7 protein-coding genes are annotated in these 14814 nt (G+C 64.4%); all 7 read left to right on the top strand.

Features of this window, described 5'->3' with window-relative positions:
• Genes ACODTY_RS00250 through ACODTY_RS00220 form a run of 7 tightly spaced genes read left to right on the top strand, consistent with a single transcriptional unit; the run spans window position 1 to window position 14664 of the window.
• Window positions 1-1827 (top strand): hypothetical protein, encoded by a 1827-nt coding sequence (locus ACODTY_RS00250; RefSeq protein ID WP_488992293.1) that lies wholly within the window; start codon window positions 1-3, stop codon window positions 1825-1827.
• A gap of 34 nt (window positions 1828-1861) precedes the next feature.
• A complete protein-coding gene (locus ACODTY_RS00245; protein WP_488992292.1) occupies window positions 1862-4459 on the top strand; it encodes a hypothetical protein in 2598 nt (865 codons plus the stop codon).
• 33 nt (window positions 4460-4492) lie between these two features.
• Window positions 4493-7186 carry a hypothetical protein gene (locus ACODTY_RS00240; RefSeq protein WP_488992291.1) on the top strand — a complete coding sequence of 898 codons (2694 nt, stop codon included), beginning with the start codon at window positions 4493-4495 and terminating at the stop codon, window positions 7184-7186.
• Between the two features lie 9 nt (window positions 7187-7195).
• The gene (locus ACODTY_RS00235) at window positions 7196-9484 is read left to right on the top strand and encodes a hypothetical protein (protein WP_488992290.1); all 2289 of its coding nucleotides are present in this window, start codon (window positions 7196-7198) and stop codon (window positions 9482-9484) included.
• Window positions 9481-10407: a hypothetical protein gene (locus tag ACODTY_RS00230; RefSeq protein ID WP_488992289.1), complete on the top strand. Its 927-nt coding sequence runs from the start codon at window positions 9481-9483 to the stop codon at window positions 10405-10407. The genes ACODTY_RS00235 and ACODTY_RS00230 overlap by 4 nt, the downstream gene beginning before the upstream one ends.
• Window positions 10395-12161 (top strand): hypothetical protein, encoded by a 1767-nt coding sequence (locus tag ACODTY_RS00225; protein WP_488992288.1) that lies wholly within the window; start codon window positions 10395-10397, stop codon window positions 12159-12161. Before ACODTY_RS00230 ends, ACODTY_RS00225 begins: the two co-directional genes overlap by 13 nt.
• Before the next feature lie 13 nt (window positions 12162-12174).
• Entirely contained in the window at window positions 12175-14664 is a 2490-nt protein-coding gene (locus ACODTY_RS00220; protein WP_488992287.1) for a hypothetical protein, read from the top strand.
• Window positions 14665-14814 lie beyond the last annotated feature (150 nt).

The following is a 14814-nucleotide window of genomic DNA, read 5'->3' as shown; positions in this document are numbered from 1 at the left end:
GTGATCATGTTCATCGACCCTCCGCCGCTTGCGCCGATCCTGCCTGGAGAAGGCTTCCCCGATCACGAGGCGGCGCGCCTGTTGCATGTGCTGCCGCGCGGTCTTGCCCCGGTGCGCGAGGCCGACGGCACGGCCCGCTTTGCGCTCAGCCGGTTCCGGGACACGACCATCGGCGCAGCTGGCGGCATGATGCATCTGGAGCTCGATTTCGCCACGCTCGATCCTGAATTGATCGGCGCTGCCGCGACCGATGGCTGGGACCTCAGGCTTGCCGGTTTCAGCGCGGCAAGGGCGCGGCTGCGAAGCCATGTCCCCGGCCTTACCGACGATAGCCCGCTGGGACCGTGGAGCGAGGCCAGGCTCTCCAGCCGCACGCTGCTGGTCGAGGATCATCTCTTTGACACCAACACGGCGCAGATGCTCGACGCGCTTCTGTCATCGGATGCCGGCGATATCGAAGTCGAGGTCGAGGCACGTTACGAGGGGCTCGAACAACCCTTGCCGGTGCTGGTCAGCGCCGAGCTTGCGGTGGTCGCCACACTTTTGCAGGCGAGCGCGCCTGCCTACCTTTTGGCCGAAGGCGTCGGCTATGACGCCATCGAGGCCGCATTCCTGTCGGCCATCTCCGGGACGCATTCGCCGTTCCATTGCGAACAGTTGAGCGGCGAGCCTTTTGCCGACGATGCGGTGCTGCGCCGCCGTCTTGCGCTGGCCATGCGCGACGACCTGTTTGCCGCCGTGCCCGCCGACGATGCTTGGGCCGCGACGCGTTACCGGTGGCGCGACGAGATCGCAGCGGAGGGCCGGCGCAGTTGGGATCTGTCCATTCCTCGCCGCACGTCGCGTATCTGGCAGGGCCGCTGGTCGCTACGAAGCCTCGTCCGCGACCTTTCGCCGGAAGACCGCTCGGCATTCTTCCCCGCCTTTTCAGCGATTGCCCCGTTTGCGACGGTGCCTGTTGCGGTGATCGGTCCGGTCGGGCTCGATCCGCGTTTCGTGCGGCGCGTGCAGGTCGATGTACTCGCCAGCGGACCGGGCGGCGTGCCGCAACAGCGCAGTTTCGTCTATCCGCCGACGCCTGCTTTCCAGCGCTTCAACGTCTCCTATCCGGCACTGACCGAGACGTTTCATTTGTTGGCAAATGTCTCTGCCACGCTGTCGCCGCTTGCGGGCGCGGTCCCCGCTCTGCCAAGGCCGCTTGGCCGGCGTCCGCTTAAGCCGGGCACCGCGATTGCCTGGACGGCAGCGGATGCCGGCTTCGACACGCTTGCCATCTCGGCGATGCCCGGCCTGTTCGACCGCGCCGCGCGCATCGAGGTGAAAGCCGCCGTCGGCGACACGCTGCTTTGCCTCGCCAACCTGACCCGGGATGCGCCCAACGCCACGCTGGCATGGCCGATCCAGGCCGAGCCGTCGGCTGTCGGCGTCGTTGCCTACAAGGATGAAGTCGGCGGCCCGAGCGTGACGATCCATGAAGGCACCGTGCAGGGCTCGCTGCTCATCCGGCCCGAGATGATCGAGGTTCTCGACCCCGACACCATAAAGGTTTCGCTCGATCCCGGCAGCATCGGCAACGCCGCCTATGCGGCCATCACCCTTGCCGACCCGACCGGGCGCAAGCGCTCGTTTTCGCTCGACGCCGGCGAGGTGTTCGACTGGCCGTGCTGGCGAAGCTCGCGCTTCGACCCGCTCTCCTACCAGTACCGGGTGCAACACATTCCACGCCTGCCCGACGGCACCACGCTGCCTCTGGTCAGCGGCGAATGGCTGCGCGGCGAGGCACCGGAACTGCGCGTGATCCTGCAACCGGTGGGAGTGGACGCATGAGCATGACCGCAACCATCACTGAAGGAATGACGCCATGCTGATGATCCCGGCCATCGAGCGTATCGGCAATGTCACGGTCTTTGCCGACGACACGGAATTCTATCGCTTCTACCCCGTCGCCGACGCTCCGCGCCTCAGGCTGGACGAGACCGGCGACCCCATCTTCCTTTTGTTGTCCTACGCGCTGTCCGACGAGGAGCGCGCCGCGCATCCCGACCTGCCTTCCGGCGGCGGCTACCTGTCGTTCGACACCACCTTCGAGCCGACCCAGCAAGAACTTGCCGCCGTGCAGGCAGCGCTCTCCCCTCGCGTTGCGGCCGAATGGAACCGGCTCAAGGCAGGCACAGCGCAGGAGCAGGCGCGGACAGGTGTTGCCGGCACGACAGCGCCGCCCGCCATCCAGCTTGTCACGCCGACCTGGACCGAGGGCATGGTGACGATGGACGCGCCGCAAAGCGCGCAGCTGATCCAAGCGCGCGTCGCCGAATCCGAGCCGTCGCTCCTGGCGGGAAACATCGCCAGTTTTTCAATGGACCTTTCGCCGGCCGGCGCGAGCTTCATGGAGCAGACGCTGCTCGCCGACGGTGACGCCGCCGACGAGACGCCGATCCAGATCGCCTACGATCTGCGCTTCTGGGCGCGCCTGCCGCCGGCCCGCATCCACCTCGAAGTGAATGCCGAGCGGATGCACAAATACATCGAGGAGCAGTTCCGTGGCCGCAACGTCGATGCCTGTACCGGCCATGACTATTCCAATGCGGACATCGATACCGAATCGCTGACGCTCTCCGGTGCGGTCACGGTGCAGATCGACACTGGCTCGGGGTCGCTCCCCGACGAGGTCATCTCCGAACTGCGCGCCTACGCTTTCGACCTCACCAAGCAGCTCGTCCAGCACAGCTTCTTCAATGCGGAAGGCGAAGGTGCGTCCCAGCCCGCGCCCGCCCCGCGCCGGTCCAGTGACGGACGGCTGGTCATGCCGCCGCTCAAGTACCGGATACTCGGGCGGCGCAAGCTGGTGCGCAAGGACATCAACCAGCAGACCATGTCGATCAGGCTCGACCTCGAGCAGAGCAGCGTCGTGCCGTGGACCATCCATCCGCGCGGCACCATGCAGACGCTTTTGCCGGGCAATCTCGCCGCGCGCCAGCGGCATGTGCGCAAGCTGCGCCTCAACGATCCGTTCTTCGCGACAATCGAAACCGCCATCCAGGTGTTCGCGGATTTCTCGCGGCTCGACCATGTCGAGGTCGAACTCGCCTACGAATCGACCGACGAGAACGGCCGGCCGCACGCAGCCGGTACGGTGCTCAGCTTCGCCGATGCGTCCCCGCAGACATGGAAGACCGCCGTGGTCGGCGGCATGCGCGACTATCGCTGGCGCCAGCGCATCGTGCTGCCGGGCGGGCGCGTCGGCCCGTTCAGCGAATGGGCGACGACGCATGCGCCGCGCGTGCCCATCTCCATCGAATCGCCCGGCCTGATCGAGATCGACGTCGTGTCCGGCTCCATCGACTACGAGAAGCTGGTGCGCAGCGTTCAGGTCAGCCTTGCCTATGAGGATGCCGCTGCCGGCGTTCCCCGCGAGGAGGCCGTCGTCATCCTCTCCGATGCCAAGCAGGCGGCAAATTATAGCCGGCACATCGATGCTGCACAGACCCGTCCGGTGATGGCCAAGGTGCGCTTCGACCTCCAGTCCGGCGACGTCATCGAAGGCGGCGACTGGATGCCGATCCAGGGGCGGCAGCTCGTCGTCAACCAGCCGAGCGAGGCGGTCCTCGACGTCAGCCTGCTGCCCTCCGGCAATGGCTGGCCGGATCTCGTCGCGGTCATGGTCGACCTTGCCTATGAGGACCCGTCGAACGCCGTCTCCATCCACGACACCTTCACACTGAAGACGCTGGATGCGTTCGCCACCTGGAGCGTCTACCTGCGCAACAGGGCGCGGCGCAACTATCGCTACCGCTGGACCGCCTCGTTTAACAATGGCGACCTAGTCAAGCAGGACTGGCAGGACAATCAAGGCGATCCCGTCCTGCCCATCCGCATCCAGCGGTCCGGCATCACGGTCACCGTTGTCGCCGATGCGCTGGACTTCACGGACTGCCCGCTGAGCGAGGTCACCATGGTCCACGATGTGCCGGGCGGCGCCAGCGAGACGCTGGTGTTCCGCGATACCAAGCCGCAGACCTGGCATGTCGAGGCAGCCGACGGCGCTGCCGTCGCGTTCCGCTATCGCGTCACGCATTTCCCCACCGGCCGCGATCCGGTCGAGCTGCCGGAGCGCAAGGAAACCGACCCTGTCATCGTGCTTCCAGCCTACCGTGCCGTCAGCGCCGGCGAGCTCAGGGTCCAGGTCATCGCGCAGCTGGTGGACTTTGCCACCACGCCGATCGTGGCGGTGGACCTCAACTACCAGGACCCGGCGAACGGCGTCGATCTCAACCACTCCATCACCATGACGGTGGACCAGCCGATGGCGAACTGGGTCGTCGCGACGCGGGATGCCCGCGTCACCGGCTTTCGCAGCCGCACCAGCTACTTCCTTGCCGATGGAACGCAAAAGGCGGGCGAGTGGGTTCCCAGCACGACGCCAAGGGTGGTCGTGCCCGCCTTCCGACCGTCTGCGTGAGATTTCATTCAAACCTGTCCAGGAGAACGCATTATGCTGAAACTTCCCGAATGGCGCACTTTCCAGGAACAGCGCGTCACCGTCTATCAGGACGACACGATCTTCTGGAAATTCTATCTGGTCCCGAACTATGTGACGATCCGCAAGGACGACACCGGCAAGCCGGTGTTCCTGCTCGTCTCCTATGCCTTCGGCGACCAGGACCGGGAGGAGAATCCCGACCTGCCGCGCGGCGGCGGCTACATGGTCCTCGATGTCGAGATGCGGGTCGAGCCGGACCACGAGAAGGCCATCAAGGAACAGCTGCAGAAGGACGTCGACCAGCTCTGGCATGAGCTGAAGCGGCTGGCCGACCAGGCCGGCAAGAGCGTGCAGGGCTACCGCATCACCAGCAACCACAACCTGCCGCGCCTGAGCTCCACGGTTTCGCTGGGTGTCAACGATGTGCTGCTCGGGCTTGGACCGGAAGGTCCCGAAGCCCCTCCCGGCGACCAGCCGCCTAAGGTCATCCTCGCCAGCCCGACATGGGTTGAAGGCACCTTCAAGGTCTCGGCGCCGCAGAGCGAACATCTCGTCTCCAACCGGCTGGCGGAAGGCAAGGTCTCGCTGGTGGGCACCAATGTCGCTTCCGCCAATCTCGACCTTACGACGGCGGGTGCTGCCTTCATGGTGCAGACGCTGGTCGATCCGCAGGGAACGGGCGCGACCAACCTCACGCCGATCCAGGTCACCTACAATCTGAAGTTCGTGGCGCGTGTCCCGCCGGTCAGCGTCGTTGCCAGCGCCAACACGCGCAGCCTCTACGCTGCCGTCAGAGGCATCTTCCATGACTATGAGGGCGGTGGCTGCGACGAGGACACGGTTTCGCATTCTGAGCAGAACATGGAGATGGCGATCTCGTCCGGCCTTGTCGAAATGAAGATCGACGTCGGCTGGCCGGATGTTCCCGACGATCTCGTCAACCAGATGCGCTCGGACGCGATGAAGAGCGTGCAGCAGGCGCTGACCGAACGGCTCGCCGACAAGAAGGCGCCGCCCGTTCCCGCCGCCGACGATCCGACGCGCGAGTTCGTCAACCGCGACAGCGACATCTACTATCTGAAGTCCGAGATGAGCGTGGACTTCACCACCTTCACCCACAAGGAGACGCTGGCCAGCACGCGCAAGCAGGACATCAACCCGCAAGGAACGCTGCAGGCGTTCCTGCACGGCCTGTCGGCCGACGAGGTGCGCCAGTATGTGCGCAAGATCGACCTCGACGATCCGTTCTTCCAGACGCTCGACCTCAAGGCCTGGGTCTTCGGCATCGACTGGGAAAAGGACCCGATCGATTTCGTCGAGGCCGAGATCGACTATCGCGGCACCGACGAGAATGGCCAGCCGGTCACCAAGGCGACGTCGGCCATATTCACCAAGGACAAGAAGGAGTTTGCCTGGGATCCCAGCCTGATCGGGGCAAAGCGTGAATACCGCTGCCGCTGGCGCGTCGGCTATCGCGGCCATGAGCCGAGCGAATGGAGCGCCTGGGAAACCAAGACCAGCAATCGGCTTAGCCTCAGCGTGACCCCTCCCGGCAAGATCGATGTGGCCTTCCGGGTCGGCGACATCAGCTTCGATACCGTCACCAAGAGCGTGCAGGTTGAAGTGGAGTACGAAGACACCTCGCGCGGCGTCGCCAAGATCGGCACCATGACGAAGCTCGATGCGTCGGCTGCCGAACAGCGCTTCACGCACTGGATCTTCAAGCCGCGTTCCAAGCCTGTCCGCTATCGGCCGACATTCTTCCTGAAGAACGGCCAGACCATCGTCGGCGACTGGCTGGAGACGACCGGCGATGCCGTGCTCGTCAACGAGCCGCGTTCCGAAAACCGGCTCGACGTGCTTTTGGTTCCAAGCGGCAGGAGCTGGGCCCAGGTCGTGCAGTCGGTGGTCACCGTGCGCTATGCCGACCAGCGCAACGGCGTCGCGGCGGAAGCCTTCTACCAGCTCAAGTCGCTGGAGGAGTTCAAGCAGTTTGCCGTCTATCTGGCGAGCGGCGCTTCACGCAAGTTCGAATACCAGGTGGTGACGACGTTCAAGGACGGTTCGAGCGAGCAGAGCGGCTGGCTGACCGGCGACGGCGACAGCACGGTCCAGGTCACCGCGACCGAACCGCCGGAACTGGTGGTCGACGTCTTGCCGATGATGCTCGATTTCGCGGTCACGCCGGTGGTCGAGGTCGGCCTGCGCTACGACGACGACGCCAACAACATCCATGAGAGCGAAACCTTCGCGCTGACGTCAAACGAGAAGCAGAGCTGGGCGGTGCCGCTGAAGAACCCGGCGAAGAAGGACTTCAAGGTCAAGGTCACCTACAATTGCGCCGACGGCAAGGTGGTCGAGCGCGCCGAGGAAACTTCGCCCGACACCAAGGTCACGGTGCAGAAACTGCTCGTTCCCGAGGTGGTGGCGTCGATCCTGCCGCGCATGATCGACTTCGTGCAGACGCCCGTGGTCGAGGCCAATGTCGCCTATGCCGATCCGGCGCGCGGCGTCGATGTCCAGGAGACGTTCAGCTTCACCGACGCAACGCCGCAGGAGTTCCGCCATCAGGTCGATGCGGCAGCACCCAAGGCCTATTCGGTGGAGATCGTCTACTACCTTGCCGATGGGCAAGTGGTGACGCGGCCGCCGGTGACGCTGAGCAAGACGCAGCTCACCCTTCCGAAATACGTCCAGGCAGCGTGAGGAACGGCCATGCTGTACCTTGCTCCGCCATTCTTCGAAATCGAGGGCGTTGTCGTCGGGCGCGACTACAGCGATCCGCGCCAGTATTGGTACTACCCCAACCGGCCGCGCATCGCGGTGGACGAGCAGGGGCGGCCTGCGGTGCGCCTGCTCATCTACAAGGAGGTGCTGCAGAATCTTGCCGCGACCGATGATGAGGTCGCAGCCGGCTTCCTGATCTTCGACACGGTGCTCGACTGGGACCCTGAGAAGCTCAAGAAGGTCGCGGCAAAGATCAAGCAGGACATGGACCTCGACGAGCTGCCGCGGCTGTCGCCGCTGCAGTACCGCTCGGGCAAGGTGAGGTTGAGCTTCCTCGACCGCAAGAGCGCCTTGCCCGGTGACCCGCCGCCGCCGGAAGAAGACATTCCCGTCAGCGAATGGGTCAGCTTCATCGAGTCGTCGGGCGTTCCTTCGCTCTATGGCGAGAACCGGGCTATCTTCAGCGTCGAGCTGACCGCCAAGGGCACGCGCTTCATCCTCGGCTCGTTCGACGGCTTCATTCCTGCCGGCGTCGTCTACGAGCTGAACTACGTGGCGATGCAGCGCGCCTACAACGTCAAGGTCGAGGCCGACTGGTCGATCGTCTACGACTACATCCGCGACTACGAGCAGGACCGCTTCCTGTTCTGGAACGACGAGGTCGAAAAGATCGTCGAAAAGCTGGTCGAGAAAAAGGTGATCAAGATCACCGGCTCGATCGAGGGCGTCGGCGACGAGGGCATGGAAGGCGAATATGCCGAGGTGCGCAAGCAGCTGACGCAATTCGTCTACGAGAAGTTCTTCGAACCCAAGATCAATCCGAAGGCCTTGCTCGACAAGGATACGCCCGGCGCCATCGTCTCGCTGATAGCAGGCGTGCGCGACACCGGCCTGCCGATGCAGTTCGGCGGTTCCAAGCGCGAACTGCACGTCGATCAGTTGCGCAGCTTCGAGGCCGACTTCACCACTTATCGCGCCGTCGAACGCATGATCGCGCCGCAAGGGCATTTGAGCGTTTTCTGGGAAGACCTTGGCCTGACCAAGGACCAGGTCATCACTGTCGTCGACGACAAGGACGACATCTGGAAGATCGCCGAACTCGGCATCATCGCCGTCGCCAAGTTCGGCGATGATGCGATTGCCCATATCGTCGTCGATGTCGTCTATGGCGGTCTGGTCGACGGCCGGCCGGCACCCAATGCCCGCACCTTCAGCGTCGTCCTCGACGACAAGAACCGCAAGGGCTCGGTGCGAAACTGGTTCGATCCGGCGCTTGGGACGAGCTTCCACTACCGCTACACGGTCGCCTTCGGGCCGGGGGCTGCGGTCGGCTCCGACGTCTTGATGACCTCCGAGTGGATCGAGGCCATCGCCAGCGACGTCACCGTGACGATCAATCCGTCGAACCTCATCGAGCAGCGGTCCTATGAGTTCCAGCGTTCCTCGCTTTTGAAGTCGGACATCTTCCCGCAGGTCGTCGTGCGCCTGAACTACACCGATCCCGACACCGGCTGGCAGTATGACCGCTCCAAGGTGCTGGATGCGACCAATCCGTCATGGACGGCGGAATTCCGCGTCCGCAAGGGCGCGCCGAAGGACGCCGTCTACCAGGCGCAGTTCCCCTATGAGGGCGGCACCATCACGCAGCCCGAGCGTCCCGCCGGCACGCTGGTGATGCTGAACGACCCGCGCGAGAACCTCGTCCACATCAAGCTGATGGTCACCGACCAGCAGAATTTCCAGCAGGCGATCGTCAACCTCGAACATTCCGATCCGGCAAACGACATCTTTGAAAGCGATACGCTGGTCATTGCGGCCCAGAACGTAAATGACGCGCATGAATGGCAGTTCCGGCGCGCGCCGGGCGCTCGCGCCCGCTACCGCTACAACTTCATCCTGTTGAAGACCGACGGCACGGTCCTCGAAACCGACTGGGTGGAAACGGAAGCGCCCTCGCTGCTGATCGGCGAGAAGACGGCGCGCAAATGGGACATCCGCCCGCAGCTGATCGGGCCTTCGCTTGCCCAGAACGGCGTCGAGCGGATCAGCGTCGCGCTGCTCTACGAAGACGCCGTCAACGACTATCGGGCGGCGAAGGAGATCGTCTTCACCCAGCCGGGCGAAGCCGGCGGACTGGAGCTCAGCCTGCGCAATCCGGCGTTGCGCGACTACGTCTATACAGCGACCTACAAGATGGCGAACGGCTTCGACCGCAAGCTCGGGCCGATCAGCTCGCGCGCCAGCTTCCCGGTCATCTCCACGGTGCCGCCGACATGATGGCGCGCGAGATGGAATCGGGCAGCCGCGTCGACGTGCTGTGGCTGAGCGCGCTCCTGGCCGGCCTTGGGGCAGAGGCGGAGGCGGCGTGCGAAAAGCTCGGCGTGGCCGCTGTCCAGTCGGGTGCGGGGCGCATGTGCATCGACGGCGGCGCCAGCGCGCTGATCGCCCTTGCCGCGCCCGGAGCGCGGCAGTGGGAAGCGCATGTGCTGTGCGGCATCGATGCCGAGCACCAGCATTGGGTTGGAACCAGCGTCGGCCCACAAGGGCAATCGCTGTCGCTCGAGCGCCGGCTTTATCGCGGCCGTGGCGATGCTGCGCTTAATCAGGCGAAGGCAGTCGCATCCGCGCATGGCGAGGCAGCCCTTGCCTGCTTCGACCATTGGCACCGGGCGCTCGGATCGTTCGGCCGCATCTACTCGGTCGGCCGGGAAGGCCAGGGCTGCGTCCGTGTCGGCTGGCAGATCGACCGCCATGTCGATGTCCGGGCATTGGTTGCCCCGCTCATCGGGCAGGACAACTGGAACGCCGCCGCCCAATCGCTGAACGCGGTGCATGGCTTCGACCTCGCGCGCACCGCCGGACCATGGAGCCTGTCGGTCGATGTCGCGGCGCCTGAGCGCGGCTGGCGCCTCGGCTCCACCCGCTGGTCATGGGCGATCGACGACCACGCCAAGCGCCAGCGCCTGGCACGCTGGATAGCCGGGCATGGCGGCGATGCCGGCTATGCCTGCGCACTGCACGACCTTTTGTGCGGCCACAAGGCCGGGCGCGCCGGCTCCATCGGCCGCGCCGTCGAAGTCGACGTGCGCGACGGATGCGTCGTCGCCGCAATCGCTTATCTGGGCGCGCGCCTTTCGCCGCCCGACCGCTTGCCGGGGCATTCCGGCGGATCTGACAGGAGGCTGACATGGGTTGGGTAAGAATTCACCCTTTCATCGCGAACTGGCCGGGCGGCGGCGATCCGCCGGTGTTCGAGATCAACAGCAACGAGAACGGCGAGGCCGTGGTGGAACTGGCCTGGGACCCGCAGGCGCTGCTCCATCCATCGACCTATCCCGACCTGCTGCGCTACTACTGCAGCGCGATCGGCATCAATGGCACGATGGCCAAGGACGGCGGCGGCACGATGACCGTCAATGTGCCTGCCGAGCGCATCACGCTCAACGCCAACCGGGCGACATGGGTGATGCCGAAGGCGCTCTGGGCCGCCTATGTCGAGGAGAGCCTGAAGACGCTCAATTCGCCGCCCACCAGCACGTTTTCGCGCAATCTTTATTACCGCGTCAGCGTCACGCCGCCGGGCGGATCGAAGGCCGAGATATGGCCGCCGGACCATGTCCTGGGTGGCCAAAGGGTGACGCTGCCGCCGCCGGACGACAGCGGCGTCATCGACCGCGCATCGGCGATGGCGGCCCCGCATATCGGCATATTGGCGATCTCCGCCACGCCGGCCTCGCGCGTCGTGCCCGACACGGCGGCGGTTCAGGCAATGGGCGGCATCCCGTTCCTGCCCAATCTGTGGGGCACCATCCTCACCACCATCTGGAACCAGTTGCCGGAAAACGATGCCAACCGCATGTCGCTGGCAACCGTCTTCGCGCACCCCGAATTCAGGCGCCTTGCGGTACCGGAACGCGGCGGCGTGCTGCGGCTGTGGCTTTTGTCCAGCCGTATCCGCAAGGACATCCCGGTGCTGCTATCGCGGCAGGCGGTGACCGGCAGCGGCGTTCTGACGCCGATCCTGAAGAAGATGGCGCTGAAGGGCGGCAAGACGCTTCTCACCCTTTTGCTCGACCTGCTGAGCGTCCACATCCACCCAGACCTCGTGGTGATGACCCGCGACGAACTGGTGGCCGATGTTCTGCATGAGGTGCTCGACCCGAACGGCCGGGTCAACCAGGGCGCTGCCGGCACCTGCGTGCCGACCTCGATCCAGACCATGCTGATCACCGTCAATCCGGCCGAATATGTCCGCCTGCAGATTGGCTGGCTGAGTTCGGAAGGCAAGGTCGAGCTTGCCAACGGCACCATCGTCGCCCTTCCGCGCGGCGTGCTGCAGATCGCGCGCTATTCGCAACCCGACGCACCGGCCTCGACCGGCTTTTACGCCCGCAACTATGCCGAACTCGCCTTCCAGGCATCGGCCATCAAATACGCCCATGCCGGCAACTTCCCCGCCGACACCGGCAACGAAGCCAGCGCCAAGGCGATGTTCAAATATGTCCATGAGAACGGCCTGTTCCCCGACCAGACCAAGCGGCTTTTGGAAGCCCTGTTCGCGGTGACCTTTACCGGCTCGGCCGTGGCGCCGACCAACTCCTCGACCACCGTATCGATCCAGAACAGCATTGCCGACGGCCTGTTCGCGGCTATTCCGGCCAAGCAGCAGCAGGTGCTGGTCGCCACCTATTGGGGTGTTCCGCCGCAGGGCCCGCCACCTCCCGGATCGAAATATGGGGCGCATGCGGTGCTGGCCCTGCGCCATGAAGGCGGACGGCTGTTCTTCAAGAACCCGCAATATGCCGGGTCCATGCCCTCGGGCGCGGACGGCGGCACCGCCAACAATCCACCGCGCCGCTACGAAAACGTGTCGTCGACGCTGGAATCGATCTCCGACGCGGATCTGCGCAAGTGGATCTACTGGTACTTCACGCCGGACACGGCAATCATCTGAGGGAGGCACGACAATGCTTTATCTCGATTCCCCAGTCGGCTCGATCGCTGGCCTCACCATCTTCCGCGACCATGCCGATCCGAACCTGTTCTACTACGCCTGCGAGCGGCCCCGGCTGGCGATGAACGGCAACACGCCGGAATTCGTCTTCCTGGTCTACCAGCGCGACATCACCGACAATCCCAACCTGTCGCCGGACGCCAAGGAGCAACTGGGCGGGGGCTTCCTTGCCTTCACCGTCGATCTTTCGGTGGACGACAACCAGATCAAGGAAGCACGGCGGCTGCTCGGGCGGTTTGCCCAAGGCACCGTCAACCTCGCGCCGCTCCAGTACCGCAGCGGGTCCGTTCGGCTCTCGATCACCAAGGACACCGCCGAAGCGCCCGGGGCAACGAGCGACGCGCCCAAGGGCGTCAGCTTCTTCGAGGAGGTGTACGGCACCAGCAAGCCGTCGCTGCTCAGCGACAACCGTGCCACCTTCGGTGTGATGCTGGACCATGAGGGCGCGCTCCTCATGGAGGCGGCGCTGAAATCCGGCATCAGCCCGATCGGGGTGATCTACGATCTCGAATATCTGGGCATGCGGCCGGCCTTCAACGTCAAGATCACCGCCGACTACAAGCGCATCTACGACCATCTCGAGATGCAGTTCGGCATCAAGGGCGGCGTCGGGCCGATCTCGGCCGCCGTTGATATCGGCCTTGCCTGGCAGAAACTGCGCGAGGACGGCTCGATCAAGGTCGAGGTCATCAACTTCACCGACGACGAGAGCTTCCGCAAGCAGGCGGACGCCGCCTTCGACTGGTTCAAGACGGAACTGATCCGCGACTTCTTCAAATCTTCGCTCGAACCACCGAGCTTCATGAAGCAGGGCCAGTCGGCAAATCTTCTCGGCGCGCTGCAGTCGCTGCTCGGTCCATTGACGGAAGGCCAGCAGGGTCCGTCCAAGCCCACCATGGGCGCACCGACCACGCTTGCACCGACGCCGACGGCACCGCCGACGACGCTCGATTCCGGTACCCAGACCACCGCCGACCGCAACAAGGCCGCGACGGCTGCCGCCGCCCCACAGGCGGACGGAGCGGCGAAGCCCGCCGGCAACGGCGCGCAGTTCGGCCTGCAGGTCGGCTTCTCGCTCAAGATGTACCATCAGGAAGAACTGAAGACGCGCAGCTTTGAATATTCGATGCAGGCCGCCGTGGCGCGCACCGCCGCACCACAGGGCCTGTTCTCGACGATGGTCAACGGTCTCGATCTGTCCCGCGCCATCAAGCGCGTTTCGCTGGACGACGACTTCTTCAAGCACATCAACGCCAAGTTCCAGATCGCGGCCGATCTCGATCGCGACAAGATCGATCTCGTCACCATCAACATCGAGTATCCCGGTGTCCGCCCCGCCGGCGTGCAGCCGGAGCAGGTGGGCGGCATCACGTTCACGCCGCAGGACAAGACGCCGAAGTCGTTCCGGACCTTCCTCAACGACGATCTCGACCTGCGCTACCGCTACAAGATGGACGTCCACTTCGCCGCCGACAGCGAATGGGAAGGCAACGAGCCGCATTTCTCGTCGGACTGGATCGTCGAGACGGGGCAGGCCCCGCAGGTCAATCCGTTCGATGCCGTCGACAGGCTCGATGTCGAAGTAACCGTCGCAAGCGATGTTGCCGAACCGGTGCAACAGGTTCAGGTCGATCTGCTCTATGATGACCCTGCCGTCGGCATGCGGGCCGAGAGGTCGTTCAACTTCAAGCCGGGCGACGCATCGAAACGCTGGAAGCTGCGCTTCCCGGAAGGGGCGAAGCACGGCTTCAGGCATCGCGTCACCTACTTCCTGACCGACAATGTGCGTTACCAGACGGACTGGGTCGAAACGGGTGAGATCACCACGGAAGCGACTTCGCTCGTCATCCACGGTCCGTTCCAGAACACCTTGCGCATTCCGGTGATCTCGTTGCTCGATCCTTCCCAGATCATCGAGGCAAGCGTGGACATCATCTACTCGGACCCGGCGCGCGGTTATGAACGGCGCGAGCGCGTCGTCTACGGTCCGGAAGAAAGCGACAAGTCGCGCAAGCGCAGCATCGCAATTCCCACGCTCGACGTCGCGCCCAACGGTGTGACCTATTCGGTCAGTGCGATCCGCAGCGACGGCACCGTTTTCGAAATGCCGCCGGCAGAGGTCTCGCCCGGCAAGACGATCATTGTCAGCGACGGCGTGGGCGAAACGCGCATCATCAAGGTCGAGCTTGCCAATCCCGACATTGCCGGTGCCGGCCTCGCAGCGGTCAGGGTTAGAGTGCGCGGCAAGGGCGAGATGGCCGACCAGGACGAGGTGCTGTTCCGTCCAGGCGACAACACGCCGAAGACAATTACTCTGGTGCAGCCGATAGAAGGGGCCTTCGCCTATTCCTACGAGGTCGAGGGTTATTCGCTGCTCGGCGTGCCAAAGGCCGGCGCACGTGCCGAAACCAGCGATATGACGCTGCTTGTCGGGCTTCCTTGAGGCGCGGTATCGGTTTTGGTATTTACCTTGGCGTCTGCCTCGAGCAGGCGCCAAGTCTGTTTTATAGCCGGCTAATTGTGACGCTGAACGCGCCGAACCCGACGTTGTTCGAATTAAATTTCACCCGAGGTTGACAAGCCCCACCTTTCT

The sequence above is a fragment of the Mesorhizobium sp. FG116 genome (assembly GCF_057809835.1).
The sequence above is the reverse complement of the archived record's forward strand: the minus strand, read 5'-3'. Positions and strand labels throughout refer to the sequence as shown.

What these genes read in the sequence shown, in the direction of transcription:
- ACODTY_RS00240 (WP_488992291.1), top strand. Translation starts at nt 4,493, where the DNA reads ATGCTGAAACTTCCCGAATGGCGCACTTTCCAGGAACAGCGCGTCACC.
- ACODTY_RS00245 (WP_488992292.1), top strand. Translation starts at nt 1,862, where the DNA reads ATGCTGATGATCCCGGCCATCGAGCGTATCGGCAATGTCACGGTCTTT.
- ACODTY_RS00235 (WP_488992290.1), top strand. Translation starts at nt 7,196, where the DNA reads ATGCTGTACCTTGCTCCGCCATTCTTCGAAATCGAGGGCGTTGTCGTC.
- ACODTY_RS00230 (WP_488992289.1), top strand. Translation starts at nt 9,481, where the DNA reads ATGATGGCGCGCGAGATGGAATCGGGCAGCCGCGTCGACGTGCTGTGG.
- ACODTY_RS00220 (WP_488992287.1), top strand. Translation starts at nt 12,175, where the DNA reads ATGCTTTATCTCGATTCCCCAGTCGGCTCGATCGCTGGCCTCACCATC.
- ACODTY_RS00225 (WP_488992288.1), top strand. Translation starts at nt 10,395, where the DNA reads ATGGGTTGGGTAAGAATTCACCCTTTCATCGCGAACTGGCCGGGCGGC.